Origin of the sequence: Microcella frigidaquae, assembly GCF_014200395.1 — a bacterium.
In the GTDB taxonomy this organism is placed as follows: Bacteria; Actinomycetota; Actinomycetes; order Actinomycetales; family Microbacteriaceae; genus Microcella; species Microcella frigidaquae.
On the sequence record NZ_JACHBS010000001.1, the window covers coordinates 47,173 to 73,532 of the forward strand.

Genomic DNA, 26,360 nt, shown 5'->3' on the forward strand with positions numbered 1-26,360 from the left:
CCACCGTGGCTGCCCCCTCTCGGCTCGACAAGGTCATCGCGCTCGCCAAGCGGCGCGGATTCGTCTTCCAGGCCGGTGAGATCTACGGCGGTTCGCGCTCGGCGTGGGACTACGGCCCCCTCGGCGTCGAGCTGAAGGAGAACATCAAGCGCCAGTGGTGGCGGTCGATGGTGACGCGTCGTGACGACGTCGTGGGGCTCGACTCGAGCGTGATCCTGCCGAAGCGCGTCTGGGAGGCCTCCGGCCACGTCGAGGTCTTCAGCGACCCGCTCGTCGAATGCCTGAGCTGCCACAAGCGCTACCGCGCCGATCACCTCGAGGAGGAGTTCGAGGAGAAGAAGGGGCGCGCACCCGAGGGCGGGCTGGCCGAGATCGCGTGCGCCAACTGCGGAACCCGCGGCCAGTGGACCGAGCCGAAGGAGTTCTCGGGCCTGCTGAAGACCTACCTCGGCCCCGTGGACGACGAGTCTGGCCTGCACTACCTGCGTCCCGAGACCGCGCAGGGCATCTTCGTGAACTTCGCCAACGTGCTGAATGCCGCGCGTATGAAGCCCCCGTTCGGCATCGGTCAGATCGGCAAGTCGTTCCGCAACGAGATCACCCCCGGCAACTTCATCTTCCGCACCCGCGAGTTCGAGCAGATGGAGATGGAGTTCTTCGTCGAGCCGGGCACCGACGAGGAGTGGCACCAGTACTGGATCGACACCCGCTTGCAGTGGTACGTCGACCTCGGCGTGAACCCCGAGAACCTCCGGCTCTACGAGCACCCGGCCGAGAAGCTGTCGCACTACTCGAAGCGCACCGTCGACATCGAGTACCGCTTCGGCTTCTCGGGCTCGGAGTTCGGCGAGCTCGAGGGCATCGCGAACCGAACCGACTTCGACCTCTCGACCCACTCGCAGCATTCCGGCGTCGACCTCTCATACTTCGACCAGAGCAAGGAGGAGCGCTGGACCCCGTACGTCATCGAGCCGGCGGCCGGCCTCACCCGCTCGCTGATGGCCTTCCTCGTCGACGCCTACTACGAGGATGAGGCGCCCAACACGAAGGGCGGCGTGGATGTCCGCACCGTGCTGCGTCTCGACCGCCGCCTGGCCCCGGTGAAGGCGGCGGTGCTGCCGCTGTCGCGCAACGAGCAGCTCTCGCCGGTCGCGCGCGAGCTTGCCGACCGCCTGCGCCAGCACTGGAACGTCGACTTCGACGACGCGGGAGCGATCGGCCGCCGCTACCGCCGGCAGGACGAGATCGGCACGCCGTTCTGCGTCACCGTCGACTTCGACACCCTCGACGACCAGGCCGTGACCGTGCGCGAGCGCGACACCATGGCGCAGGAGCGCATCCCGCTCTCGACGCTCGAGGGCTACCTGGCCGGGCACCTGCTCGGCGCCTAGCCGCGCGGCCCTCGCTGCCTCCGCCTCCTCACCTGCGCCGTCTCCACAATTCAGGAGTCATGGTGCCCGGAGGGTCATCCGCGGCCCCGTTTCGGCGTGTCGCGGCGCCTTCCGCGCGCCGACTCCTGAGTTGTGGAGCGGGGCTGGCCCGAGGCTCCTCCCCACGAAGCGAGCGCGGCTCCCGCGCTGTCAGCCCGTGCGCGTCGGCGCAGGGCGAGCGTGGGCCGGGCATTCTGCGCCGATGGATGCTGCTGCCCTGGTCGCCCGTTGCGGCGGCGCCCTCGACCGACGCCGGCTGCACGAGCTGGGCGCCACCGATCACGACCTTCGGCGCGCCCTCCGCGCCGGAGCGCTGAACCGTCCCCGTCGCGGCTGGTACTCGACCTGGCCGGAGGACGATCCGCGCTTCCGCGCGATGCGCGTCGGTGGGCGGCTCACCGGCATCAGCGCGGTGGCCGCTCTCGGCGGCTGGGTGCTCGGCCGCCACCCGCTGCATGTCGCGGTCGCCACCAACGCTTCCCGATTGCGCACGCAGTGGCGGCGCGATCTCAGGCGGGCGGATGCTCTCCCGGACGGCGTCGTCGTCCACTGGGTCGCCCCCGCGCACGATCGGGGTTCGTCGACGGCCATCGTTCCTCTGCTCGACGTTCTCGAGCGCGTCTGCCGCGATGAGTCCGTCGAGCAGGCGATTGCCGTGCTCGACTGGGCGCGCCACACGGGTCGGCTCGACCGGATCGGTCTGGTACAGCTCGGTGAGCGGTTGGGCGAGCTTCGCTGGCTCATGGGGGCGAGCACCGACAACGCCGACTCTCTGCCCGAGAGTCTGGCGCGAACGCGCCTCCGTGCGGCGGGGCTCGACGTGCAACCCCAGCAGGGGTTCCGCGACACCGTCGAGCGCATCGACCTCGTGATCGAGGGCACTGTCGCGCTCGAGGTCGATGGTGACGAGCATCACCGCGAGACGTTCGAGTCCGATCGCGCTCGCGATCTCGACATCACCGCCGCAGGGCTGCACGCTCTCCGCCCGAGCGCTCGGCAGGTCTACACCCGCTGGCCCCGGGTCGAGCAAGCCGTGGTGCGCGCGCTGCACGAGCGCGGCATCCTCGTCTATCTCCACAATTCAGGAGTTGCCCAGGTCGGACGCCCCGCGACACGCGCGGAGAGCCCTCCACCGGGCCTCGTGAGCGGGCCGAATCCTGAATTGTGGAGACGTGCGGAAGGAATACGGGAGGCGCCCGCACGTTGACCTCAGCGTGAGCAACCCCATCGACGTGCAGATCTGGTCCGACGTGCAGTGCCCCTGGTGCTACATCGGCAAGCGGAAGTTCGAGGCCGCCGTCGACGAGTTCCGCCAGCGTGGCGGCGACGTCACCGTCACCTACCGCAGCTTCGAGCTCGCGCCCGACACGCCCGTCGACTTCGAGGGCACGCCGATCGACTACCTCAGCCAGCGCAAGGGCATCAGCCCTGAGCAGGCGCAGCAAATGGTCGACCGCGTGAGCAGCATCGCCGCGAGTGTGGGGCTCGAGTACCACTACGACCGCATCCACCAGACGAACACCGTGCTCGCGCACGAGCTGCTGCACTTCGCGAAGGCGCACGACAAGCAGGGTGAGCTCAAGGAGCGTCTGCTCCGCGCCTACTTCACCGAGGGGCGCCACATCGGCCGAGCCGACGAGTTGGCCGAGCTCGCCGCCGAGGTCGGGCTCGACCGTGAGGCTGCCGCGGCCGCGCTCGCCGAGCACACCTACCTGCCCGACGTGAAGGCCGACATGGCGCAAGCCGTCGCGTACGGCATCCAGGGCGTGCCGTTCTTCGTCATCGACGCGAAGTACGGCATCTCGGGTGCCCAGGAGTCCGCGAGCTTCCTGGCCGCCCTGCAGCAGGCCGCCGCCGAGCGCGACGCCGTCGGGGCCGACGCCTCATGACAACGGATGCGGCGCCCCAGCCCTTCGCCATGCTCGGCGACCCCGCCGCCGAGGCCTGCCAGGGCGACGCCTGCCTGGTCCCCGGCGCTGCCCCCGCGCCCGTTGCCTCCGCAATTCAGGAGTAGCGGTCGCCGCGGGTGCTCGACACGCCGTGAGAGCGCTCCCGCAGCTCTGCCCGCTCGCTCGTCTCCTGAATTGTGGAGACGAGCGGGGGTCAGGCGAGCGAGGACTCAGCGCGGGGCGACCGGCTCGCTGATGTCGGCGACGACGGCGCCGAGCGCCGCGATGAGCTCGTCGGCCTGCACGAACAGCGAGTAGCCGTGCTCGCCCGCGCCCATCGAGACGCGCCGCCCGACCATTCCGGCGTCGGCATACACGGGCCAGGCGGTCGTCGAGCCCAGGGGAGTGATCGTTCCCCGCTCGTAGCCCGTCGCCTCGAGCGCCGCTTCCGGCGAGGGCAGCTGCAGCTTGTTCACACCGACGAGCGCCCGCAGCTTCGGCCACGCGATCTGCCGGTCGCCGGGAATCAGCGCGAAGAGGAACGTGCCGTCGCTGCGCTTGACGACCAACGACTTCACGATGTCAGCCGGGGTGATGCCGAGCAGCGACGCGGCCTCCTCGAGCGAGCTCGCCCGCATCCGTTCGATGAATTCGACCGTGAGCCCGCGGGCCGCCGCATCGGCCGCCACCCGCTCCCGTCCACCCTGCGTCATGCCTCCATTGTGCGCGCCCTAGGCTGAGCCCATGACCAACGGCGCCCCCCTCCGCACCGGCATCATCGGCTTCGGGCTCGCGGGACGCGTGTTCCACGCTCCGTTCCTCGCCACGAATCCGGCGTTCACGATCAGCGCGATCGCGACCGGCGACCCGGAGCGTGCCGCGCAGGCCACGGCCGCGCACCCCGACGCGGCGATCATGAGCACGGATGCCCTTCTCGCGCAGGCCGCCGACCTCGACCTTGTCGTGCTCGCGTCACCGCCGCACGTTCATCGTGAGCAGGCGGTCGCGGCGCTCGAGGCCGGGGCGGCCGTCGTGATCGACAAGCCGTTCGTGCCGACGGTAGCCGACGCGGAGGCGATCATCGCCGCGGCGGAGGCCGCGCAGCGCCCGCTGACGGTGTTCCAGAACCGTCGGTGGGACGGCGACTTCCGCACGGTGCGCACGCTCGTCGAGAGCGGCGCACTCGGCACCGTGCACCGCTTCGAGTCGACCTTCGAGCGATTCGGGGCGCCCAAGCGCGACCAGTGGCAGGGGCAGATCAGCCCCGCGCAGGGCGGCGGCATCCTCTTCGACCTCGGCAGCCACCTCATCGACCAGGCGCTCACGCTCTTCGGCCCCGCGACCCTCGAGGTGGCCGAGCTGCGCGCGGTGCGCGACGGCCTCGGCAGCGAGGACGACGCGTTCGTCTCGCTGCGGCACGAGAGCGGCGTGCGCAGCCACCTCACGATGAGCCGCGTCGCTGCGCAGAGCGGCCCGCGTTTCCGCGTGCTCGGTGACGCGAGCGGCTACACGGTCTACGGCCTCGACGGGCAGGAGCCCGACCTCAAGGTCGGCCGCTGGCCCGGCTCCGACGGGTACGGCGAGACGCCGAAGGCCCAGTGGGGCCTGCTCGGCGTCGACAACGGCGAGCAGCCGCTCGTGCCCGTGCCCACCGAGCAGGGCGCCTATCCCGACTTCTACGCGCAGGTCGCGGCGAGCATCCGCGACGGCGCCCCGGTGCCGGTGGATGCCCGCCACGCGCTCGAGACGGTCCGCATCATCGAGCAGGCCCACGCCCTGAACCCGCGCTGACCGAACGCGACACCGCCTCTAGGGGGTGGATGACGTGAGTCGGGAGACTTCGGTGGCGACGGCACTTTCATACTGAGCTCGGTCGAACACAATCGCGAATTCGCCGCTGAAGCACTCTTCGAACCACCCGCTCGGCGGCGCGGTTGTACGACCAGGCTTCCCGTACCGCCCGAAGTTGTCGGAGTCGTTGTCGATTCCGAAGCGGTCCCACGTGACTGTCGTGTCGGTCGTGCGTATTCGACAGGCCAGAACCCATCCATCGGTGTCGCTGAAGCACTGTGGACAGTAAGCGATAGCAGTGCGGCCCGGCTCGAGCACCGTGAGAGATGGCCCGCCCGTGAGAGAGGTCAACCACGCAACTTGCTCAGGGGGCTCGAACAAGCTGGTCAAGGGGCACGCGATGTCCAGTTCTTCTCTGTGCCGCGTGGCGTGCAGGGGGGCAAGGACGTCCCGCAAGGGAACGTCATCGATCGAGGGCGAGCGGAACTCAGCCGGCTCTTCGCCCCAGTGCCGCTGCATCGGGATGTCACAGAACCCCAGCACCGCAAGGGAGTCTGTCGCCATAGGGGCAGTATCTCGCACGAACCCATGCTCATCGCGGTTGTTACGCCCCTACAGCACGACCTGGGAGACTAGAAGCACCATGTCGACCGCCACCCTGCCCGCACCGCTCAGCATCGGCCCGATCCCGCTGAGCGTGCCGGTCGTGCTCGCGCCGATGGCGGGGATCACGAACACGGCGTTCCGGCGGCTGTGCCGCGAGTACGGCGCGGGGCTCTACGTGAGCGAGATGATCACGAGCCGCGCGCTCGTCGAGCGCACGCCCGAGAGCCTCCGGCTGATCCGCCACCACGAGAGCGAGACGCCGCGCAGCATCCAGCTGTACAGCGTCGACCCGGTGACGGCGGGCGAGGCGGCGCGGTTCCTCGTCGGCGAGGGGCTGACCGACCACATCGACATGAACTTCGGATGCCCGGTGCCGAAGGTCACGAAGAAGGGCGGGGGAGCCGCCCTGCCGTGGAAGCTCGAGCACTTCCGCCGCATCGTCGAGGCGACCGTGAAGGCCGCGGGCGACATCCCCGTGACGGTGAAGATGCGCAAGGGCATCGACGCCGACCACCTCACCTACCTCGAGGCGGCTCGTGCCGCGGAGGGGGCGGGCGTCGCCGCCGTCGCCCTGCACGCGCGCACCGCTGCCGACTTCTACAGCGGAAACGCCGACTGGGACGCCATCGGCACCCTGAAGGCGACCATCAGCAGCATCCCGGTGCTCGGCAACGGCGACATCTGGTCGGCGGAGGATGCCCTGCGCATGGTCGAGCAGTCGGGCTGCGACGGAATCGTCGTCGGGCGCGGGTGCCTCGGCCGCCCGTGGCTGTTCGGCGATCTGGCGGCCGCCTTCCGGGGTGAGCAGCACAAGGCCATGCCGAGCCTCGGCGAGGTGGGCGACGCCTTCCGCCGGCACGCCGAGCTGCTGGTTGAATTCTTCGACGACGAGACGAAGGCCTGCCGCGACATCCGCAAGCACGTCGCGTGGTACTTCAAGGGCTACCCGGTCGGGGGCGAGCTGCGCGCGAAGCTCGCGGCCGTGGAGAGCCTGCAGCAGATGGACGACCTGCTCGGCGAGCTCGACCGCGACGAGCCGTACCCGGGCGCCCCGGCCGAGGGCCAGCGCGGCCGTGCCGGCAGGCCGAAGAAGCCCGCCCTGCCCGATCGCTGGCTCGAGAGCCGCGAGCTGACCGGCGCGAGCCGCGCCGAAGTCACCGCCGCCGAGCTGCACCACTCGGGCGGGTAGCGCGTGCACGATCACCTCACGCCCGGCTACACGCCGGCCGACACCGAGCGCTGGCTGCCCGAGGAGCATTCCAGCCGCCGCAGCGACTTCGCCCGCGACCGCGGACGCCTGCTGCACTCGAGCGCCCTGCGCCGCCTCGCCGCGAAGACGCAGGTGCTGAGCCCGACCGCGGGACTCGACTTCGCGCGCAACCGCCTCACGCACTCGCTCGAGGTGGCCCAGGTGGGCCGCGAGCTCGCCGCGAGCCTCGGCCTCGACCCCGATGTCGTCGACACGGCATGCCTCGCCCACGATCTCGGCCACCCGCCGTTCGGGCACAACGGCGAGCGCGCCCTCAACGACTGGGCCCGCGACATCGGCGGCTTCGAGGGCAACGCGCAGACGCTGCGCCTGCTGACCCGCATCGAGCCGAAGGTGCTCGGCCCCGACGGCCGCAGCTACGGGCTGAATCTCACGCGCGCGAGCCTCGACGCGAGCACGAAGTACCCCTGGCCGCAGGCCCAGGGAATCCCCGACCCGAGCGGGCGCAGCAAGTTCGGCTTCTACGACGACGACGCGGCCGCCTTCGAGTGGATGCGCGCCGACGCCCCCGACCGCGTGCGCTGCATCGAGGCGCAGGTCATGGACCTCAGCGACGACATCGCCTACAGCGTGCACGACTTCGAGGACGCGATCGTGAGCGGCTACCTCGATGTGCCCGCGCTGGGCGCCCGCGTGAACCATGACGAGCTCGTCGACGCGATGTTCGAGTGGATCGGCGGCGAGATCAGCCACGACGAGCTCATCGCCGCGTTCGACCGCCTCGATCACCTCGATGCCTGGCTCGACAGCTGGGACGGCTCGCGGAGTGACCTCGCCCGACTGAAGAACCTCACGAGCTCGCTCATCGGCCGGTTCGCCCACGAGGCCGTGCACGCCACGAGGGCGGCGCATCCGGATGCTCCGCTCGCGCGCTTCGGCGGCCAGGTGGTCGTCCCGCGCGCGACCCAGGCCGAGATCGCCGTGCTGAAGGGCATCGTGGCCGCCAATGTCATGTCGACGAACGCGCGGCAGCCGATCTACGCCCGGCAGCGCGCGCTGCTGGTCGAGCTCGCCGACGCGCTGTGGGCCGCCGGGCCGTCCGCTCTCGACCGCGCCTTCGCGGACGACTTCGTCGCCGCGCCGAGCGACGTCGCCCGCAAGCGGGTCATCGTCGACCAGGTGGCGTCCCTCACCGACCAGGGGGCGATGAGCTGGCACGAGCGGCTCGTCGCGTGACGGTCCGACCCTCAGCGCCCCGCGCCTAGAATCGGGCCTGTGGCAGGCCTCATTCGACGAAGCGACATCGATGAGGTCCGGTCGCGCACGAATCTGGCCGACATCGTCGGCGACTACGTCGCCCTGAAGAGCGCCGGCGTCGGGTCGATGAAGGGGCTGTGCCCTTTCCACGACGAGCGCAGCCCGAGCTTCCACGTGCGTCCGCAGGTCGGCTTCTACCACTGCTTCGGCTGCGGCGAGGGCGGCGACGTCTACTCCTTCCTGCAGAAGATGGACCACATCACCTTCCAGGAGGCGGTCGAGCGGCTCGCCGCCCGCATCGGCTACACCCTGCACTACGAGGACGGCGGGCAGGCAGCCGATCAGGGCAACCGCAGCCGGCTGCTCGCCGCCAACGCTGCTGCCGAGCAGTTCTTCCGCGCCCAGCTCTCGAGCCCCGAGGCGGAGCCGGCCCGCCGGTTCCTCGGCGAGCGCGGCTTCGATGCCGCGGCCGCCGAGCGCTTCTCGATCGGCTACGCGCCCAACGCCTACGACGTGCTCGGTGCGCACCTGCGGGGGCTCGGCTTCACGGCGGAGGAGATCCTCGCCGCCGGGCTGCAGGGGCAGGGCGATCGCTCGCCCTACGACCGGTTCCGCGGGCGGCTGATCTGGCCGATCAAGGACGTCACCGGGCAGACCCTCGGCTTCGGCGCGCGCAAGCTGCTCGAGACCGACCAGGGGCCGAAGTACCTCAACACCCCCGAGACCCCAGTCTACTCGAAGTCGAAGGTGCTCTACGGACTCGACCTGGCGAAGCGCGACATCGCGAAGGGCAAGCAGGTCGTCGTGGTGGAGGGCTACACCGACGTGATGGCCTGCCACCTCGCGGGCGTCACGACCGCGGTGGCCACCTGCGGCACGGCCTTCGGCAGCGACCACATCACGATCATCCGCCGCGTCATGGGCGACATCGACAACCGCGACTCCCACGGCCTGGGCGAGGTGGTCTTCACCTTCGACCCCGACGAGGCCGGTCAGAAGGCGGCGAGCCGGGCCTTCGCCGATGAGCACCGGTTCGCCGCGCAGACCTTCGTCGCCGTCGCTCCCGACGGCCTCGACCCCTGCGACCTGCGCCTCCAGCGCGGGGATGACGCCGTGCGGCTGCTGATCCAGGGCAAGAAGCCGATGTACGAGTTCATGGTCCGTCGGCAGCTCGAGCTGTACGACCTCGAGACCGTCGAGGGCCGGGTCGCCGCCCTGCGGGCCACCGCTCCGGTCGTCGCGGGTATTCGCGACGAGGCGCTCTCGATCGGCTACGCCCGCACGCTCGCCGGCTGGATCGGCACCGACCCCGCCGAGGTCACGGCCGCCGTGCGGGCCGCGCGACGCGCGGCTCCGACGAGTCGGCGGGGGGCGGCCTCCGCACCGGGCGCGGCTCCGGCGGGCGGCGTCGCCGGCCCTGGGGGGATGACGGGGGCCGCGGCCGCGGGTGCCTCGAGCATCCCGCCCGGGGACGCCACGGCGGCGATGGCCGACGCGACCGTGCCGACCATCGGGATCGCCCAGCTGCCCAACGACCCGGTCACGCGGCTCGAGCGCGAGCTGCTCATGGCCCTGCTGCAGCATCCCGATCACATCGACCGCACGGTCGCGGAGCGCTCGCTGCACACCGCCTTCGGGCAGCCAGCCCTGGCGACCGTTCGCGACGCCATGCTCGCCGCCTTCGAGGCCTACGGTGCCGCCGACTGGCCCCGTCGGGTCACGGAGGAGGCGCCAAGCGCCTTCGAGCCGCTCGTCACGCAGCTCGCGATCGCGCCCCTGCCGCTGCGCGAGGGTTTCGAGGCCGAGTATTGCCGCGGCGTCACCACCTCGCTCATCGAGCGCGACCTGCTGCGCCGCAAGACCGAGCTGCTCGGCGCGCTGCAGCGCACCGATGCCGAGGCGGAGCCCGAGCGCCACCGCACTTTGCAGCGCGAGCTCGTCGAGCTGGAGGCCGAGCGCCGCCGCGTGCGCGGCGACTGACCGCCCTCCGCGCGCTCCGGCTAGGCTCGGGAGCGTGACCGAATCGGCAGTGTGCGCGCGCGATCTGACGCTGCGGTATCGCTCCGGTCTCGGCCGCGCGCCCGTCACGGCCATCGCCGGGCTGAGCCTCGATATCGCCCCGGGCGAGACGCTCGCGGTGATCGGCGACGCCGGCAGCGGCAAGAGCACGCTCGCCCGCGCGATCGCGGGCTACACCTCCCGCAGCGTCGACCGCGGGGTCGAGATCGTCGGCGGTGCGCTCGCGGTGCTCGGCGTTGACGTGCGTCACCTCGGCCGGCGGGGCGACAACGCGCTCGCCCTCCGCGTCGGCTACGTTCCGCAGGACGCCGGCCTCGTGCTCGACCCGCACCTCACGGTCGCCGAGAACGTCGCCCTCCCGCTCTTCCTCCGCGACCCGAAGTTCTCGCGCAAGGCCGCCGGCGGCATCGCCGCGGAGGCGATCGATGCCATGCACCTGACCCTCGCGACGATGCCGAAGTTCCCGCACGAGCTCAGCCGCGGGCAGCGGCAGCGGGTCGCCATCGCGCGCGCCCTCGTGCTCGAGCCTGAGCTGCTCGTCGCCGACGAGGCGACCGCCGGCATCGACGCGACCGTCCGCGGGATGATCCTCGACCACCTCGCCGAGGTGCAGCGGCAGCGCGGCTTCACCGCGTTCGTCGTCAGCAGCGAGATCGGCGAGGTGCGCCGGCTCGCGCAACGGCTCGCCGTGCTGCACCGCGGCGGCATCGTCGGGCTCGGCGCCGTCGACGCGGTGCTCGACGACCCGCAGCACCCGTACGTCCACCGCCTCGCCGAGCTCGCGCGCACGCGCGCGTGAAAACCGGGAGCGGGCCGCGCCCGGAAGGAGCATCCGTGACCGACCCCGACCGCATGACCGCCTCGGCGACGTTCGCCGCCGATGCCGTGTTCGCGCTGACCGATCAGCACCGCGACCCCGTCGCGGGGCAGGGTCGCCAGCCCGCGCGCGCGGTCGAGCCCGGCCGCATCGCCGTGCTGCCGACCGCTTCTGAGTTCTTCACCGCCGCGGTGGTGGCCGGTGGGGGAGAGGTGGCCCCGCTCGACGCGGACACGCGCGGCCTCGTCTGGCTGAGCGAGAAGCGCGCCGACGAGCTCTTGGAGATCCTCGACGCGCACCCGGCGATCGGCTGGGTGCAGCTGCCCTGGGCCGGGGTCGACGGCTTCGCGAGCGTGCTTGAGCGCTACGCCGACGGCTCGGGGCCCGTGTTCACGAGCGCCAAGGGCGCCTACTCCGAGCCCGTGGCCGAGCACGCCGTCACGCTCGCCCAGGCGGTGCTGCGCGAGCTCGGCCCGAAGGCCCGCGCCGCCGGATGGGCGCCGGTGCGCACCGGTCTGTCGCTCTACGGGCGGCACGTCACCATCGTCGGCGCGGGCGGCATCGCGGCCGAGATCCTGCGCCTGCTGCAGCCGTACCGGGTGCGGACGACCGTCGTGCGCCGCAGCGCCGAGCCGATGCCCGGTGCCGATCGCACGGTGACGACGGATGCCCTCCCGAACGCCCTCCCCACCACCGACGTGCTCATCCTCGCGGCGGCCGCGACCTCCGAGACGCGCCAACTGATCGGCTCCGAGGAGCTGGCGCTGCTGCCGCCGACGGCCGCGCTCGTCAACATCGCCCGCGGTGCTCTCGTCGACCAGCTGGCGCTGGCCGCGGCGCTGCGCGAGGGGCGGCTGCTCGGCGCAGGCCTCGATGTCACGACCCCGGAGCCGCTCGAGGCCGACCACCCGCTGTGGGCAGAACCGCGCTGCATCATCACCTCGCACTCGGCCGACACGCCCGAGATGACCGCGCCGCTCCTGGCGGGCCGCATCACCGAGAACGTGCGCGGGTTCCTCGCCGGAGGGCCGCTGGTCGGCATCGTCGACGCCGCTCTGGGGTACTGAGCCCGACCGCGCCGGGAGCTCGCGACCTCGGCGCGAGGGTCGTGCAGCGGTGCATCGAGCCCCTCCAGTTCTGCTACCGTAGAGGTGCTGTTTCAGCGATCCTCGATAGCTCAATTGGCAGAGCAGCCGGCTGTTAACCGGCAGGTTCTTGGTTCGAGTCCAAGTCGGGGAGCCACACCTCCCGCCGCACGCGCCCTTGTCGCCCGGGTGCGATGAACGGCCACCCCGAGAGGAGCCCCGTGCAGGTCGAGGCCCGCAATGCTGTGCAGACCGACCCGCTCGGGGCCGTGCTCCTGCAGCCGCTCGGCATCGGCCTGATCGTCGCCGCCGGCGTGCTGCTGGTGCTGGTCGTCGTGCTACTCGTGGCGTGGCTGCGGGCCCGCGGCCGGGCGCGGGGCACCGCCTTCGACCGCACCGCGGCCGAGCGTCAGCGCATCGAGCTCGAGCTCGCCCTCGCTGAGCAGACCGGTCGGCTGCGCGTCATCCGCGAGCTCCACGAGGTCTCGGTGCATGCTCTCTCCGTGATCATCAGCCAGGCCGACGGCGCCCGCTACGCGGCGACCGCCGACCCCTCGGCGGCCGGTCGTGCCGCCGCGGTCATCGCCGAGTCGGCCCGCGCGACGCTCGCCGACCTCCGCCGCGTCATGGGGCTCGTGCGCGAGGGCGAGGCGAGCGTGGCCCCGCACCCGCGCCTGAAGTCGACGCGTGACCTGTTCGCGGTCATGCGCGACAGCGGCCTCGAGGTCGAGTTCGAGGAGCTCGGCGACTCGTTCGACCTCAAGCAGGGGGCCGAGCTCGCCATCTACCGCATCCTGCAGGAGGCCCTGGCCAACGCGCTGAGCTACGGCGGCCCCGGCACCACCGCGCGCGTCACCTTCACCTGGGGTTCCGACGGCCTCCACGTGAAGGTCGACGACGACGGCATCCGCGCCACCGCGCGGCGCGAGGGCCTCGACCCGAACGACCCCGCCGCAGTCGGCTACACGATCGACGACGACCTGAAGGCGCTGACCGCCGAGCCCACCGGTCGCGGCATCACCGAGATGCGATCGCGTGCCGAGCTCTACGGCGGCATCCTCACGGCCACGACCGTCCCCGGTGTCGGCTTCTCGCTCTCCGTCGTCTTCCCGGCCCTTCGCAGCCAGACCGGAGCCCCGCGGGAGCGCTCGTGACCGCGGCCGCGGCCGTGCGGGTGCTGATCGCGGATGACGCGCCCGCCCAACGGGAGGGCTGGCGGATGCTCCTCGACTCGCAGCCCGGCATCACCGTCGTCGGGGAGGTCGGTGACGGAGCCCGCGCGCTCGCGGTCGTGCGCCGCGAGCCCGTCGACGTCGTCCTGATGGACCTCCACATGCCGCGCGTGAACGGCCTCGCCGCCAGCGCGCGCATCACCAGCGACGCCGAGGTCCGGCAGCAGGGTCCCGCCCCGCGCATCGTGCTCGCCACGGCGCTCGACCTCGACGACCACGTCGCCGAGGCGGCTCGCGCCGGTGTCTTCGCGGTCGTCTACAAGGACATCGAGCCGGATGCCCTCCTCGAGATCGTCCGCGCGGCGGCCGCCTCCGGCGATGGCCTCGGTGAGCGCCGAGACTGAACGCCGGGCCGCCTGGCGAGCCTCTCTCGCTGTCGGTCTGGCGGTCTCGGCGTACGGCGTGTCGTTCGGCGCGCTCGCGGTGGCCTCCGGTCTCGACATCGGGCAGGCCTGCGTGCTGAGCCTCGTGATGTTCTCCGGCGGCTCGCAGTTCGCGCTCATCGGCGTGCTGGCCACCGGCGGCACCGCGGCCGGTCCGGCGGCCATCGCGGGTGCCACGCTGCTGGGCCTGCGCAACGGCCTGTACGCGATCCGGGTCTCGCCGATCATCGGCCCCGGATTCGCCAAGCGTCTGGTTGCTGGCCATCTCACCATCGACGAGTCGACGGCGGTGGCCACGGCCCAGCCCACGCTCGCCGCGCAACGCGTCGGCTTCTGGGCGACCGGGGCGATCATCTACCTCGGCTGGAACCTCATGACGCTCCTGGGCGCCATTCTCGGCGACCTGCTCGGCGACGTCCGGCAGTTCGGGCTGGATGCGGCCGCTGGCGCGGCCTTCCTCGGCCTCATCTGGCCCCGTCTGCGGGCTCTGCAGCCCATCGCCGTCGCGGTCGGAGCGGCGGTGGTCGCGGCCGTGCTCCTGCCCGTGCTGCCGCAGGGCGTGCCGGTGCTGGCCGCGGCCCTCGTGTCGCTCGCGGTGGGCATCCCGAACCTGTTCGCCGACCGCCGCCGCGACGCGGGGGAGGCGTCGTGACCGTCTGGCAGATCATCCTGCTCGCGTCGATCCTCGTGCTGGCGACGAAGCTCCTCGGCTACTTGGTGCCGCCCCGCGTGCTCGAGACGCCGACGGCGAGCCGCACGGCCGAGCTCATGACGGTCGCCCTGCTGTCGGCGCTCATCGTCGTCCAGACGGTCGGTGCGGGCCAGGGCATCGTCATCGACGCGCGGCTGCCGGCCCTGGCGGTCGCGGCCGGGTTGTTCGCCCTGCGCGTGCCGTTCATCCTCGTGATCATCGCGGCCGCGGCGACGGCGGCGGGCCTGCGCGCGCTCGGCTGGGCCTGAGAACACCCCGCTGGGGCGGAGGGCGCGCCTCAGCCCTCGAGGTCGTCCACGCCGGGCATCCAGCTCTGACCGGGTGAGCCCCACGAGCGCTTGCGCACGGCCTTCTGGGCCGCCTTCGCGTGCGGGTGTGCGAGCCGGTCGACGTAGAGCACTCCGTCGAGGTGGTCGTTCTCGTGCTGGAAGATGCGGGCCAGCCAGCCGACCGCGTCGATCTCGTACGGCTCGCCATCGAGGTCGACCGCCCGCAGCAGGGCGCGGTCGCTGCGCAGCAGCGGAAAGCGCTCGCCCGGCACCGAGAGGCAGCCCTCGCTGTCGTATTCCTCGTCGGCCTCGCCGACCGGGGGAGGACTGACCAGCAGTTCGGGGTTGATCGCCACGCCCCGCCAGCGCACGGCGTCGTCGTCGGTCCAGTCGTAGACGAAGATGCGGGCGTCGACACCGATCTGCGGGGCCGCGAGGCCGACCCCGGGCGCCGCCTCCATGGTCTCGAACATGTCGGCGACGAGCGCGCGCACGGCGTCGTCGATGACCGCCACCTCTGCGGCGCTGCGGTGCAGAACGGACTCGCCGGTGATGCAGATCGGACGCACGGCCATTCAGCCAGGATATCGACGCCCCGCGGGGTAGATTGACCGCGTGCCGCCCGAGCTGACTGACCTGACCGAGCAGATCACGCTCACCCCCTACCAGGCGATCGGCATCCCCATCGCCCTGATCGGAGCGGTGTTCCTCTCGCTCGGCGCCCAGCTGCAGCACCGCGGTGTCGCGCGGGTCGAGCTGTCGCACGGCGACGGCACCAAGGCGGGGCTCAGCATGCGCCAGCTGCTCCACCTGGCGGCCCGTCCGTCGTGGCTGTTCGGCACGGTTCTGCTCGGGCTCGCGATCCTCTTCCAGCTCACCAGCCTCGGCTTCGCGCCGCTGATCGTCGTGCAGCCGCTCGGCGTTGTCGCCCTCGTCATCACGGCGATCGTCAACGCACGGGTGTCCCGCATCCGTCTGGAGCGTCCCGCGATCCGTGCCATCGTGATGTGCGTCGGCGGCGTCGGCGTCTTCGTCGCCATCGCCGCCGTGTACGCGATCGAGCAGGAGATCTCCGAGCGACAGCTCCTGATCGTCCTCGGCATCCTCGGGGTCACGCTCGCCGCGTTCGGCGTCGCCTTCGCGCTCGCCCGTCGGAGCGTCGGCGCGATGTTCTACATCCTGGGCGCCGGCGTGCTGTTCGGGTTCGTCGCCACCCTCGCCAAGGTCGTCATCAACCGCATCCTGAACGGCAACTTCGAATGGCTGACGGTGCTTGCCATCGTCGCTCTGCTCGCCTCCGCCGCGCTCGGCAGCTACTTCGTCCAGACCGCCTACTCGGTGGGCTCGCCCGATCTGGTCATCGCGGGCCTCACGGTCGTCGACCCGCTCGTCGCGGTGCTCATCGGCGTGATCGTGCTCGGCGAGGCGGCTCTCATCCCGCCGCTGTTCGCGGTCGTCGCGGTCGCCGCGGGAGCCCTCGCCGTCTTCGGGGTGATCCAGCTGGCGAAGCACCATCCGCAGACCCACCGCTGAGCCCCGGGCGGCGGATGCCCGCTCTGCGGTAGCGTAGAGCCCGGTATTCCTCGTGTCCCCGTCGCGCTCGCGCCCGATTGTCGAGCAGCGCCCACCATCGAGAAGCAAGGATCACCCCACTGTGTCTGACGCCCCGTACGACGGCGGCTCGCCCGGCCGGCCCCTGCGCATCCTGATCGGTGCCGACACCTTCCCGCCCGACGTCAACGGCGCCGCGAAGTTCGCCGAGCGGCTCGCCGCCGGACTCGTCGAGCGCGGTCACGAGGTGCACATCGTCGCGCCCGGCGCGGAGGCCGGCCCCAACGTCACCCGCACCGAGGAGCACGAGGGTCAGCCGATGACCGTGCACCGCCTGCGCTCCTGGCGCTGGTACCCGCACCCGTGGCTGCGCTACGCCCTGCCCTGGCGCATCGAGCAGAACGCCGCCCGCATCCTCGATGCGGTCAAGCCCGACGTCGTGCACTTCCAGTCGCACATCGTGGTCGGCCGCGGTCTCGCCCGCGAGGCGGTGAAGCGCGGCATCCGCGTGATCGGAACCAACCACTTCATGCCCGAGAACGGCCTGCAGTTCACTCCCTTCATCGGCGCTCTGCGCGAGCCCGCCGTGCGCGCCGCCTGGAAGGCCGCCGGTCGCACCTTCGGCCTCGCGGAGGCGGTCACGACGCCCACCCGCAAGGCGGCGGACTACCTCGAGAAGTACACCGAGCTGACCAATGTGCACCCGATCAGCTGCGGCCTGCACATCGACCAGTACACGCCGAACCTCGCGCCCCGCACCGAGAACGTGGTGCTCTTCATCGGGCGAGTGGAGGCCGAGAAGCACATCGAGGAGCTGCTGCGGGCGGCCGCGCGGGTCGACCAGTCGCTCGACGTCAAGGTCGAGATCATCGGCGATGGCGAGCAGCGCCCCGCTCTCGAGAAGCTCGCGGCCCAGCTGGGCATCTCGCATCGCGTGCACTTCGCCGGCCACGCGCCCGAGTCGTATCTGAAGCAGCAGCTCACCCGCGCTTCGGTGTTCGCGATCCCCTCGCGCGCCGAGCTGCAGTCGATCGCCACCATGGAGGCCATGGCCTCCGGCCTGCCGGTCATCGGGGCGAACGCCATGGCGCTCCCGCACCTCATCCATCACGGTGAGAACGGCTTCCTCTACGAGCCCGGCAACATTGACGAGTTCGCGAGCCTGCTCACGACGGTGTTCACGATGCCCCACGACCAGCTGCTGGAGCTCAAGCGCGAGAGCCTCCGCATCGTGCAGGGCCACGACATCAACCGCACGCTCGACACGTTCGAGGCGCTGTACCGCGGTGAGGAGGTCGTCGACCCGGTCGATGACCTCGACGCCGTCGCTCCCTGACCGGAGAACGCCGGTCGGCCGCTTCCGGCCGCATCATGACTGCTCGATAGAGTGAATGGGCGTTCCGTCGCACGACGGCGGGTCGCGGGGCGGTAGCTCAGCTGGTTAGAGCAGTGGACTCATAATCCATCGGTCACGGGTTCAAGTCCCGTCCGCCCTACGCATCGACCGCGCCGTCACCGAGGAGGCCGCCGTGATCAGCCCCGCAGCTCCGTCCGCCCGCACGCTGGCGACGGCCGGCGTCGTGCTTGCCGTTCAGCTCCTGGTCTCGCTCGTCCTCGTCGCCACGGCAGCCGCGGGGATCGGGTTGCTCTCCGTCGGGGTCGTCTTCGACCCGCCCGTGACGAGCGACGGCGCGTTCGGTCTCGTGTTCGGGGCGAGGGTCGCCTTCAGTCCTGAGGTGGCGATGCTGAGCGTGCTGGCCGTCGCGGGCGTCGTCGTGGCGGTCGCCGCATTCCGGGCGTGGCGCGGAACACTGACCGCGCAGGTCGCCTCCACGCTGCACTGGGTCGCGGTCTCGCAGTCGCTCGGCATCACAATCGTCATCGTCGCGCTGCTCAACGGCGTGGACGAAGCGGCGACCATCGTCGCCCTCTACGCTCTCGCCGCCGGCTCCGCGACGCTCGGCTGGCTCTCCGACCGAGCCGAGCGCGCCGACACCGGACGCGCGCACCTGTGGCCCTACGCCTTCCTGACGGCACTCGCGATCGTGCCATGGGGGGTCGTCGCCCTCGTGCAGGTGACGGGTCTCGTCGTCGGTGCGCCCGCCAGCGCCGGCGTGCGGGTCGTGACGCTGGTCGTCCTCGCCGCGACGGCCGCCTGGGCCGCCGCCGAGTGGGCGGTCGCGCGACCCGCGGGCCGCGCCGCGCAGACGCCCGAGGCGGCGGCACGCCTGCGGGTGGTTGTCGCGACCGCGCTCGCGGGCATCCCTGCCGCCGCCGTTCTCGTGCTGGGTCTGATCGGGGGCTGAGGCGGAGCCCGCGGGAATCCCCGCGCGCCCTGCCCGGTTGCCCCCAGAGCACCCGGAAGGATGGACCCATGACCGACGCCGCTCCCACCGCACCGCAGACTCCCGCCGAGCGCTACGCCGTGTTCCGCGAGCGCCGCGCCCTCGCCGCCGTGCAGCCGCAGGGCCCGCTCGCGCTGGTCAACACGCAGTGGGTGGGCGAGGAGCAGACGATCTGGGGCGTGCCCGGCACGTGGGCTCCCGCGCCGAGCGGAACGAGCGGACTGCTGGTGACCGCGACCGCCGCGGAGGGCATCCGCGTCGACGGCGACCTGGTCGACGGCACCGTGCTGGTGCGGGGAAAGGACGACCCCGAGCCCTCGACCATCGTCTTCGACGAGCACACCACGGGCTTTGTGATCGCCGGCGAGGACGGCCTCTACGCGCTGCGCGTCTGGGACTCCCAGAGCGAGGGCATCCAGAACTTCGGCGGCATCGACGCCTTCGACTACAACCCCGACTGGGTGATCACCGGTACCTTCCGCGAGATCGAGGGTGGCTCGGTCGTCGGCTTCGAGCACCTGAAGGACGACGGCAAGACCCGCGGCGAGGTCGTGCCCGGCGAGATCCGCTTCACCCACGACGGGGTCGAGTACGACATCGCGGCCTTCAAGTCGGGGCGTGCCCTGCAACTGGTGTTCGCCGACGCGACCAACGGCGACGACACCTACAGCGTCGGCCGGTTCCTGTTCATCGCCCCGAACCCCGACGGTTCGATCACCCTCGACTTCAACAACGCCGTACTGCCGCCCTGCGCCTTCAGCTACGCCTTCAACTGCCCGCTGCCGCCGAAGCAGAACCGCTTCCCGTTCCGGATCGAGGCGGGCGAGAAGAACGTGCTCGCGGCCGACGGGGCGCTGCTGCACTAGCGGGCCCGCGGCCCCGGCCGCGCCGCTCCCGCCTCCGACTCGCCCCGCCATCTCCACAATTCAGGAGTCGCCTGCGGACTACGCGCACGTGGACACGGCACGCGGCGTGTCGGGCCTCTCCGACCTGCGGTTCTCCTGAATTGTGGAGATGGCGGGAACCGCGGGGGACGGTGAGGTCGGCGCTCCGCGGCAGACTGGGCACCATGCAGATCGTCGTCGAGCGGCGCCCCGAGGGGGTCGCCCTGATCGACGATGACGGCCGGGAGGCCCTCGTCGCCGCAGAGGGGCTGGCCGCGGCGGTCGCCGAGCGCGAGGCGGAGCATCCGCGCTGGGTGTGGACCGACACCGCGCAGTGGTACCCGCCCCTGCTCGCGGCGGGTGTGCGCGTCGAACGCTGCCATGATCTGCGCCTCAGCGACGCGATTCTCGCGAGCATCGACGGGCGACCCCCGCTGGCTGACTGGGGAGCGCCGCGCCGCGAACGCTCCGAGACTCTCTTCGAACTCGACGAGGCCGGCTCCGGTCGTGCGGGGCGGGATGCTCAGCCGCTGCCGAGCGCGGGCGCCCTGTGGCACGCGCAGCGGGCCGCGATCGCCGCGCACGCCGATCCCGTCCGGCTGACCCTGCTGCTCGCCGCCGAGTCGGCGGGAGCCCTCGCCGCCGCCGAGATGCACGCCACGGGCCTGCCGTGGAGCGCCGCCGAGCACGATGCCCTGCTCACGGCGGCACTGGGGCCCCGCCCCACCCCGGGGGCGCGGCCCGCGCGGCTGACCGCCCTCGCCGCCGAGGTCGAGCGGCTGCTCGGCCTCGGCCCCGTGCCGATCGACTCGCCGCCCGCTCTCGTCGCGATGCTACGCCGCGCGGGGCTCGCGGTCGACTCCGCTCGCTCAGGCGAACTGAAGCGGCTCGACCATCCGGCGATCGCGCCGCTGCTTCACTACAAGACGCTGAGTCGCCTGCACAGTGCGAACGGCTGGCACTGGCTCGAGGAGTGGGTGCACGACGGGCGCTTCCGTCCGACCTTCGTGCCGGGCGGCGTCGTCACCGGCCGCTGGGCCTCCGATGGCGGCGGCGCGCTGCAGTTGCCGCGTCAGGTGCGGCCGGCGATCGTCGCCGACCCGGGGTGGCGCCTGGTCGTGGCGGACGCCGCGCAGCTGGAGCCGCGCATCCTGGCCGCGCTCTCGGGCGACGCTGCGATGGCCCGCGCCGGGGCAGGCGTCGACCTGTACACGGGCATGGTCGAGACGGGCGCGGTTGCGACGCGCGAGCAGGCGAAGGTCGGGATGCTCGGGGCGATGTACGGCGGCACGACCGGCGTCAGCGCGCAGGTGCTGCCGCGGCTCGAGCGCGCGTTCCCTCGTGCGCTGGGGTTCGTCGAGGCGGCGGCGCGCGCGGGGGAGCGGGGCGAGCGGGTGCGCACCGCGCTCGGACGCACTTCACCGGCACCCTCGGCATCGTGGCGGGAGCGCCAGGCGCTGTCCGCCACTGATGCGGTTGGGGAGGCTGAGCGGCGCGCGGCCCGAGCGGCGGCGCGCTCGTGGGGGCGATTCACGCGCAACTTCGTCGTGCAGGGCACGGCCGCCGAGTGGGCGCTGGCCTGGTTGGCGGGGGTGCGTCGTCGACTGTGGAGCCCGGATGCGGGGCCGCTGGCCGCGCAGCCACACCTGGTCTTCTTCGTGCACGACGAGCTGATCGTGCACAGCCCCGAGGCGGAGGTCGAGCGGGCCGAGACGGCTCTGCGCGAGGCGGCGGCCGAGGCGGGGCGGCTGCTGTTCGGACCGGCGCCGGTGAGCTTCCCGGTCACGGTCGCGGCGGTGCAGCGCTACAGCGACGCCAAGTAGGGCGCCGGGGCTCCGAGCGCGGGGTGCGGGCTCAGTGCCTGCTAGGGCGTCGGATGCGCGCCGTCCGCCGCCCGCCTCCCGCGCCGCCGGCGGTCGGTGCGCAGGCCCCACGGCTCGATGGTCGGCAGCGCGTCGAGCCAGGCGTGGGCCGAGGCCTGCAGCAGGCGTGCGGCGTGCTGCGCAGCGGCCTGCGCGGCGCCGCCGCTGGGGTCGCCGACCTCGTCGCTCGCTCCTCCGCGGTGCGCCCACAGCCGCCGGTAGCTGCCCACCAGCATCGGAACGTGGTCCCCGGGCAGCGACAGCGCCAGCAGTACACGCTCGACCATGTCGTGCCAGTCGGCGAGGTCGGGCTCGGTGAGGTGCATGCGCGCCTCGATCGCTCCGGCGTCGGTCAGGGCGTACAGGGGCAGGTTGTCGGGTGTGCTGCCCGCATCCTCGATGAGGCCGTCGCGGCGCAGACGGTCGAGGGTCGAGTAGACCTGGCCGACGTTCAGGGGGGCGTCGCGGCGGGTGCGCTCGACCACCTCGGCGTGCAGCTGGTAGCCGTATGCGGGGCCGAGGGTGAGCACGGCGAGCAGCGAGTGGCGGAGGCTCATGACCGCAGTCTATGCGGCGTATGCATACGCGGGAGGCCGGAAATCGAGGTTCTCGCGTCTTCTCGAATCACAGCCTTGTGATTCCGGCCCGATCTGCGGCATACTGGCGACGACGCGCGAGCGTCCACAACCGAACATGCCCGGCACTCCGCCACCCAGGTCGATGGGGAAGTCGCACCTGAACGAACCGGAGGAGACCGTGGCTGCTGCAAACGCTCGCGGAGTGCTGTACGTGCACTCCGCGCCTCGCGCGCTCTGCCCTCACATCGAGTGGGCCGCAGGTCGCGCACTCGATCGTGCCCTGAACTTCGAGTGGATCGACCAGCCCGTGCTGCCGGGATCGCTGCGCACGGAATACGTCTGGGAGGGCGAGCGCGGCACCGGCGCTCGCATCGCGAGCGCCCTGCGCGGCTGGGAGCACCTGCGCTACGAGGTCACCGAGGACGCCGGTCTCGGCACCGATGGCGGACGCTGGATGCACACCCCCGACCTCGGCATCTACTACGCCCAGACCGACACGCTCGGCAACACGGTCATCCCGGAGGACCGCATCCGCTACGCGATGGAGGTCGCAGGGTCGAACGCGCTCGAGCTGCACCGCGAGCTGCGGCTCGCCCTCGGTCAGGCCTGGGATGACGAGCTCGAGTCCTTCCGCCACGCCGGCGACGGCGCGCGGGTGGTCTGGCTGCACCGCACGGGCTGAGCCCCGCATCCGTCACCACCTCCTCCGGCCCCGTACCTCCACAATTCAGGAGTCGGACGCGCCTGGGCGCGCGAAACAGCCCCGCGACGGCGTGTCGCGGGGCTGTCCGTGTCGAGACTCCTGAGTTGTGGAGACGCGCGGCCGGCTAGGCGACCGTGCGGAACGCCACCACCGAGTTGTGGCCGCCGAAGCCGAAGGAGTTCGAGATCGCCAGCAGCGGGCCGTCGCCGAGTGGGCGCGGGCTCGTCACGACGTCGAGCGGGATCGCCTCGTCCTGGTTGTCGAGGTTGATCGTCGGGGGAGCTGTGCGCTCGTGCAGGGCGAGGATCGTGAAGACCGCCTCGAGCGCGCCGGTGCCGCCGAGCAGGTGGCCGGTCGATGCCTTGGTGGCCGACACCGGGATGCTCGAGACACGGTCGCCGAAGACGCGCTTGAGCGCCTCGTACTCGGCGATGTCGCCGACCGGGGTCGACGTGGCGTGCGCGTTGATGTGCGAGACCTCGTCGGGCGTCGCACCGGCCTGCTTCAGGGCGGCGAGCACGGCGCGGGCGGCGCCGGAGCCCTCGGGGTCGGGTGCGGTGATGTGGTACGAGTCGCTCGTGACCGACCCGCCGGCGAGCTCGGCGTAGATGCGCGCTCCGCGTGCGAGGGCGTGCTCCTTCGTCTCGAGCACGACGGCGGCGGCGCCCTCGCCGAGCACGAAGCCGTCACGGTCGACGTCATACGGGCGCGACGCGGCGGCAGGGTCGTCGTTGCGCTTGGAGAGCGCCTGCATCGACGCGAAGGCGGCGATCGGGAGGGGGTGGACGACGGCCTCGGTGCCCCCGGCGATGACGATGTCGGCGAGGCCGAGCTGCAGGTGCTCGTAGGCGTTCGCAATCGCCTCCGTGCCCGAGGCGCACGCGGAGACGACAGTGCGGGCCCCGGCGCGCGCGCGGAGGTGCATGCTGATGGCGGCCGCGGCCGCGTTCGGCATGAGCATGGGGATCGTCATCGGGAGGACCCGACGCGGGCCCTTCTCCTTGAGCACGTCCCACGCATCGAGCAGCGTCCAGAGCCCGCCGATGCCGGTGGCGTAGTCGACGAGGATGCGCTCGGGGGTGATGTCGGGAGCGCCAGCGTCGGCCCAGGCCTCGCGGGCGGCGATGAGCGCATACTGGGCGGAGGGGTCGAGCCGCTTGATTTCCTGGCGCTCGAGCACCTCCTCGGGGCGCACCTTCGCCTCGGCGGCGAACGTCACGGGGAGCTCGTGCTGGGCGACCCAATCGTAGGCGAGGGTGCGGGCACCCGATTCGCCGCGCAGCAGGGCGTCCCAGCTCTCGCGGGCGGTTCCGCCGATGGGGGAGGTGGCACCGATACCGGTGACGACGATGGTGGTCATAACGTCAGCTCTCTGCAGGAATGGGTTCTGTGCCGCCGGGAGGGCCGGGGTCGGCGCGGGCCGACCCCGGGCTCCGGCGTCGTGCGCGTCGGCTAGGCCGAGGCGTTGACGATGAAGGTGACGGCGTCGCCGACGGTGGTGAGGTTCTTGACCTCGTCGTCGGGGATCTTGACGTCGAACTTCTCCTCGGCGTTCACCACGATGGTCATCATCGAGATCGAGTCGATGTCGAGGTCGTCCGTGAACGACTTGTCGAGAGCGACCGAGTCGGTGGCGATGCCCGTCTCGTCGTTGATGAGCTCGGCGAGGCCGGCGAGAACTTCTTCGGTGGACAGTGCCATGTTTTCTCTCCTTGGGGGTGTCGTATGACCGTGGACAATCCTAGGGTGGTGCGGTCGTGCGGCGAGGGATCCGCGCTGCCGCGGGTCAGGGCAGGCGCACCACCTGGGCGCCGAAGACGAGCCCGGCCCCGAACCCGATCTGCAGGGCGAGGCCGCCGCTGAGTTCGGGGTGCTCCTCGAGCAGGCGGTGGGTGGCGAGTGGGATCGACGCCGCCGAGGTGTTGCCGGTGGTGGCGATGTCGCGCGCGACGACGACGGACTCCGGCAGCTTCAGCTGCTTGGCGAACTCGTCGATGATGCGCATGTTCGCCTGGTGGGGGATGAACGCCGCGAGCTGCTCGGGTGCCACGCCCGCGGCGTCCAGGGCCTGCTGCGCGACCTTGGCCATCTCCCACACCGCCCAGCGGAACACCGTCTGGCCCTCCTGGCGGAGCGTCGGGAACTCGCCGTCGGGGTCGTCGAAGGCCTCCTTGATCGGGCGGTCCATGCCGACGGCGTCCCACTTCGAGCCGTCGGAGCCCCAGACCGTCGCCGAGATACCCGGCTCGTCGGCCGGCCCGACGATCGCGGCGCCCGCGCCGTCGCCGAGGAGGAACGAGATGGTGCGGTCGGTCGGCTTCGCGAAGTCGCTGAGCTTCTCGGCACCGACCACGAGCACGTAGCGGGCGAGACCGGCGCGCACGAAGGCGTCCGCTTGCGCGATGCCGTAGGTGTACCCGGCGCAGGCGGCCGAGACGTCGTAGGCGGCCGCCGGGGTCGCGCCGATGCGGTCGGCGAGGAGCGCCGCCAGCGAGGGCGTCTGCACGACGTTGCTGATGGTCGACACGATGACCGCGCCGATCTGGTCGGCCGTGATGCCGGCCTTCTCGATCGCCTCGCGGGCCGCGGCCTCGGCGAGGTCGACGGCCTGCACCTCGGCCGAGGCGCGCATGCGGGTGATGACGCCCGTCCGCTGGCGGATCCACTCGTCGCTCGAGTCGATCGGGCCGGCGATGTCGTCGTTGGTGACGGTGAGGTCGCCGCGGGCGGCACCGATGGCGTAGATGCGCGTGTAGGGCGATCCGGTGGACTGGTGCAGGGTCGGCGTGCTCACGCGGCGGCCTCCAGAAGCTCGATGGCGGCGGGCAGATCGTCGGGCGTTTTGACCGCGACCGTGGGGACGCCCTTGAGGGCGCGCTTGGCGAGGCCGACGAGCGCTCCGGCGGGCAGCAGCTCGATGATGCCGGTGACCCCGTGCGCGGCGAACGACTCCATGCAGAGGTCCCAGCGCACCGGCGAGCTCACCTGGCCGACCAGCAGCGCGACGACGTCGGCTCCGGAGGCGACGCGGGAGCCGTCGCGGTTGGTGTGCAGCGGGATGCTCGGCTCGCCGACGGCGACCTCCGAGACGGCCGTGCGCAGGCGCTCGACCGCACCGCTCATGTAGTGCGTATGGAACGCGCCAGCGACCTGCAGCGGGATCACCCGCGACCCGGCGACCGGTCCGGCCGCGAGCGCGGCGAGGGCGGACAGTTCGCCGGCGACGACGATCTGGCCGGCACCGTTCATGTTGGCGGCGCTGAGCCCGAGCTCGGCGAGGCGCGCGGCGAGAGCATCCTCGTCGCCCCCCAGCACGGCGCTCATGCCGGTGGGGACGGCCGCGGCGGCCTCCGCCATGGCGAGGCCGCGCTCGCGCACCAGGCGCACGGCGTCGGTGTCGGTGAGCACGCCCGCGACGGCAGCGGCGGCGAACTCGCCGACCGAGTGCCCCGCGACGGCGCCGACGCGCTCGCGGCGGCCCTCGAGCAGCGCGTGGGCGCTCAGCAGGCTCGCCGCGACGATGAGCGGCTGCGCGATGGCGGTGTCGCGGATCGTGTCGGCGTCGGAGACGGTGCCGTGCGCCACGAGGTCGATGCCGGCGGCCTCGCCGTACTGCTCGAGGCGGGCACGGTGCGCGGGGTCGGCGATCCAGGGATCGAGGAAGCCGGGGGTCTGGGAGCCCTGGCCGGGGGCCACGACGACGATCATGAGGACAATCCTTCCAAGGGGTGGAGCGG

27 protein-coding genes and 2 tRNA genes are annotated in these 26,360 nt (G+C 71.9%); 21 read left to right on the forward strand and 8 right to left on the reverse strand.

Annotated features, from left to right (window positions below; translation table 11 throughout):
* Nucleotides 1-5: 5 nt before the first annotated feature.
* The 3 genes from BJ959_RS00240 to BJ959_RS00250 all read left to right on the forward strand — a co-directional run bounded on the left by BJ959_RS00240 (nucleotide 6) and on the right by BJ959_RS00250 (nucleotide 3,319).
* Nucleotides 6-1,391, forward strand: a complete 1,386-nt coding sequence (locus tag BJ959_RS00240; protein WP_153982304.1) for a glycine--tRNA ligase — start codon at nucleotides 6-8, stop codon at nucleotides 1,389-1,391.
* A gap of 241 nt (nucleotides 1,392-1,632) precedes the next feature.
* Nucleotides 1,633-2,637 carry a PDDEXK family nuclease gene (locus BJ959_RS00245; protein ID WP_153982303.1) on the forward strand — a complete coding sequence of 335 codons (1,005 nt, stop codon included), beginning with the start codon at nucleotides 1,633-1,635 and terminating at the stop codon, nucleotides 2,635-2,637.
* 7 nt (nucleotides 2,638-2,644) lie between these two features.
* Nucleotides 2,645-3,319, forward strand: coding sequence for a DsbA family protein (locus BJ959_RS00250; protein ID WP_153982302.1), 675 nt, complete (start codon nucleotides 2,645-2,647; stop codon nucleotides 3,317-3,319).
* A gap of 230 nt (nucleotides 3,320-3,549) precedes the next feature.
* On the opposite strand, the gene BJ959_RS00255 is transcribed toward BJ959_RS00250, so the two are convergent.
* A complete protein-coding gene (locus tag BJ959_RS00255; RefSeq protein ID WP_153982301.1) occupies nucleotides 3,550-4,032 on the reverse strand; it encodes an aminoacyl-tRNA deacylase in 483 nt (160 codons plus the stop codon).
* Between the two features lie 31 nt (nucleotides 4,033-4,063).
* Here BJ959_RS00255 and BJ959_RS00260 point away from each other — a divergent pair, with 31 nt between their 5' ends.
* Entirely contained in the window at nucleotides 4,064-5,110 is a 1,047-nt protein-coding gene (locus tag BJ959_RS00260; protein WP_047564573.1) for a Gfo/Idh/MocA family protein, read from the forward strand.
* An 18-nt stretch (nucleotides 5,111-5,128) separates the two neighbouring features.
* Here BJ959_RS00260 and BJ959_RS00265 read toward each other — a convergent pair whose 3' ends face one another.
* Entirely contained in the window at nucleotides 5,129-5,674 is a 546-nt protein-coding gene (locus BJ959_RS00265; RefSeq protein WP_153982300.1) for a hypothetical protein, read from the reverse strand.
* A gap of 79 nt (nucleotides 5,675-5,753) precedes the next feature.
* Between BJ959_RS00265 and dusB the strand changes: the two genes are divergently transcribed.
* The 10 genes from dusB (at nucleotide 5,754) to BJ959_RS00315 (ending at nucleotide 14,679) form a co-directional block, all read left to right on the forward strand.
* The gene (dusB, locus tag BJ959_RS00270; protein ID WP_153982299.1) at nucleotides 5,754-6,905 is read left to right on the forward strand and encodes a tRNA dihydrouridine synthase DusB; all 1,152 of its coding nucleotides are present in this window, start codon (nucleotides 5,754-5,756) and stop codon (nucleotides 6,903-6,905) included.
* Nucleotides 6,906-6,908: 3 nt separating this feature from the next.
* A complete protein-coding gene (locus BJ959_RS00275) occupies nucleotides 6,909-8,162 on the forward strand; it encodes a deoxyguanosinetriphosphate triphosphohydrolase (protein ID WP_153982298.1) in 1,254 nt (417 codons plus the stop codon).
* A 39-nt stretch (nucleotides 8,163-8,201) separates the two neighbouring features.
* Entirely contained in the window at nucleotides 8,202-10,163 is a 1,962-nt protein-coding gene (dnaG, locus tag BJ959_RS00280) for a DNA primase (RefSeq protein ID WP_153982297.1), read from the forward strand.
* A gap of 34 nt (nucleotides 10,164-10,197) precedes the next feature.
* Nucleotides 10,198-11,001, forward strand: coding sequence for an ATP-binding cassette domain-containing protein (locus tag BJ959_RS00285; protein ID WP_207949208.1), 804 nt, complete (start codon nucleotides 10,198-10,200; stop codon nucleotides 10,999-11,001).
* A 35-nt stretch (nucleotides 11,002-11,036) separates the two neighbouring features.
* Nucleotides 11,037-12,086 carry an NAD(P)-dependent oxidoreductase gene (locus BJ959_RS00290; RefSeq protein ID WP_341799942.1) on the forward strand — a complete coding sequence of 350 codons (1,050 nt, stop codon included), beginning with the start codon at nucleotides 11,037-11,039 and terminating at the stop codon, nucleotides 12,084-12,086.
* 99 nt (nucleotides 12,087-12,185) lie between these two features.
* Nucleotides 12,186-12,261, forward strand: a tRNA-Asn gene (locus BJ959_RS00295).
* A 64-nt stretch (nucleotides 12,262-12,325) separates the two neighbouring features.
* Nucleotides 12,326-13,258, forward strand: a complete 933-nt coding sequence (locus BJ959_RS00300) for an ATP-binding protein (RefSeq protein ID WP_165879009.1) — start codon at nucleotides 12,326-12,328, stop codon at nucleotides 13,256-13,258.
* A complete protein-coding gene (locus tag BJ959_RS00305; RefSeq protein WP_153982295.1) occupies nucleotides 13,255-13,680 on the forward strand; it encodes a response regulator in 426 nt (141 codons plus the stop codon). The genes BJ959_RS00300 and BJ959_RS00305 overlap by 4 nt, the downstream gene beginning before the upstream one ends.
* On the forward strand, nucleotides 13,655-14,371 hold the full coding sequence (locus tag BJ959_RS00310; protein WP_153982294.1) for an AzlC family ABC transporter permease: 717 nt from the start codon (nucleotides 13,655-13,657) through the stop codon (nucleotides 14,369-14,371). Before BJ959_RS00305 ends, BJ959_RS00310 begins: the two co-directional genes overlap by 26 nt.
* Entirely contained in the window at nucleotides 14,368-14,679 is a 312-nt protein-coding gene (locus BJ959_RS00315) for an AzlD domain-containing protein (protein WP_153982293.1), read from the forward strand. The genes BJ959_RS00310 and BJ959_RS00315 overlap by 4 nt, the downstream gene beginning before the upstream one ends.
* A 29-nt stretch (nucleotides 14,680-14,708) precedes the next feature.
* Here BJ959_RS00315 and def read toward each other — a convergent pair whose 3' ends face one another.
* Nucleotides 14,709-15,275 (reverse strand): peptide deformylase, encoded by a 567-nt coding sequence (def, locus tag BJ959_RS00320; protein ID WP_153982292.1) that lies wholly within the window; start codon nucleotides 15,273-15,275, stop codon nucleotides 14,709-14,711.
* A gap of 40 nt (nucleotides 15,276-15,315) precedes the next feature.
* On the opposite strand from def, the gene BJ959_RS00325 reads away from it, so the two are divergent.
* From BJ959_RS00325 to BJ959_RS00350, 6 genes are all read left to right on the forward strand, one after another.
* Nucleotides 15,316-16,233 (forward strand): DMT family transporter, encoded by a 918-nt coding sequence (locus BJ959_RS00325; RefSeq protein ID WP_153982291.1) that lies wholly within the window; start codon nucleotides 15,316-15,318, stop codon nucleotides 16,231-16,233.
* Nucleotides 16,234-16,354: 121 nt separating this feature from the next.
* Complete coding sequence (locus tag BJ959_RS00330) at nucleotides 16,355-17,587, forward strand: glycosyltransferase (RefSeq protein ID WP_341799941.1); 1,233 nt, start codon at nucleotides 16,355-16,357, stop codon at nucleotides 17,585-17,587.
* Nucleotides 17,588-17,673: 86 nt separating this feature from the next.
* Nucleotides 17,674-17,747 (forward strand) — tRNA-Ile (locus tag BJ959_RS00335).
* A 33-nt stretch (nucleotides 17,748-17,780) separates the two neighbouring features.
* Entirely contained in the window at nucleotides 17,781-18,557 is a 777-nt protein-coding gene (locus BJ959_RS00340; protein ID WP_153982290.1) for a hypothetical protein, read from the forward strand.
* Nucleotides 18,558-18,625: 68 nt separating this feature from the next.
* Nucleotides 18,626-19,462 carry a DUF1684 domain-containing protein gene (locus tag BJ959_RS00345; RefSeq protein WP_153982289.1) on the forward strand — a complete coding sequence of 279 codons (837 nt, stop codon included), beginning with the start codon at nucleotides 18,626-18,628 and terminating at the stop codon, nucleotides 19,460-19,462.
* Between the two features lie 203 nt (nucleotides 19,463-19,665).
* Nucleotides 19,666-21,303, forward strand: coding sequence for a bifunctional 3'-5' exonuclease/DNA polymerase (locus BJ959_RS00350; RefSeq protein WP_153982288.1), 1,638 nt, complete (start codon nucleotides 19,666-19,668; stop codon nucleotides 21,301-21,303).
* 41 nt (nucleotides 21,304-21,344) lie between these two features.
* Here BJ959_RS00350 and BJ959_RS00355 read toward each other — a convergent pair whose 3' ends face one another.
* Nucleotides 21,345-21,899 carry a PadR family transcriptional regulator gene (locus BJ959_RS00355; protein WP_153982287.1) on the reverse strand — a complete coding sequence of 185 codons (555 nt, stop codon included), beginning with the start codon at nucleotides 21,897-21,899 and terminating at the stop codon, nucleotides 21,345-21,347.
* 163 nt (nucleotides 21,900-22,062) lie between these two features.
* Between BJ959_RS00355 and BJ959_RS00360 the strand changes: the two genes are divergently transcribed.
* Nucleotides 22,063-22,602, forward strand: a complete 540-nt coding sequence (locus BJ959_RS00360) for a DUF3145 domain-containing protein (protein WP_153982286.1) — start codon at nucleotides 22,063-22,065, stop codon at nucleotides 22,600-22,602.
* A 145-nt stretch (nucleotides 22,603-22,747) separates the two neighbouring features.
* On the opposite strand, the gene BJ959_RS00365 is transcribed toward BJ959_RS00360, so the two are convergent.
* From BJ959_RS00365 to BJ959_RS00380, 4 genes are all read right to left on the reverse strand, one after another.
* The gene (locus BJ959_RS00365; RefSeq protein ID WP_153982285.1) at nucleotides 22,748-23,983 is read right to left on the reverse strand and encodes a beta-ketoacyl-[acyl-carrier-protein] synthase family protein; all 1,236 of its coding nucleotides are present in this window, start codon (nucleotides 23,981-23,983) and stop codon (nucleotides 22,748-22,750) included.
* 92 nt (nucleotides 23,984-24,075) lie between these two features.
* Complete coding sequence (locus BJ959_RS00370) at nucleotides 24,076-24,324, reverse strand: acyl carrier protein (RefSeq protein WP_047564587.1); 249 nt, start codon at nucleotides 24,322-24,324, stop codon at nucleotides 24,076-24,078.
* An 85-nt stretch (nucleotides 24,325-24,409) separates the two neighbouring features.
* Nucleotides 24,410-25,417 carry a beta-ketoacyl-ACP synthase 3 gene (locus BJ959_RS00375; protein ID WP_153982284.1) on the reverse strand — a complete coding sequence of 336 codons (1,008 nt, stop codon included), beginning with the start codon at nucleotides 25,415-25,417 and terminating at the stop codon, nucleotides 24,410-24,412.
* Complete coding sequence (locus BJ959_RS00380; RefSeq protein ID WP_153982283.1) at nucleotides 25,414-26,331, reverse strand: ACP S-malonyltransferase; 918 nt, start codon at nucleotides 26,329-26,331, stop codon at nucleotides 25,414-25,416. Before BJ959_RS00380 ends, BJ959_RS00375 begins: the two co-directional genes overlap by 4 nt.
* Nucleotides 26,332-26,360: the final 29 nt, after the last annotated feature.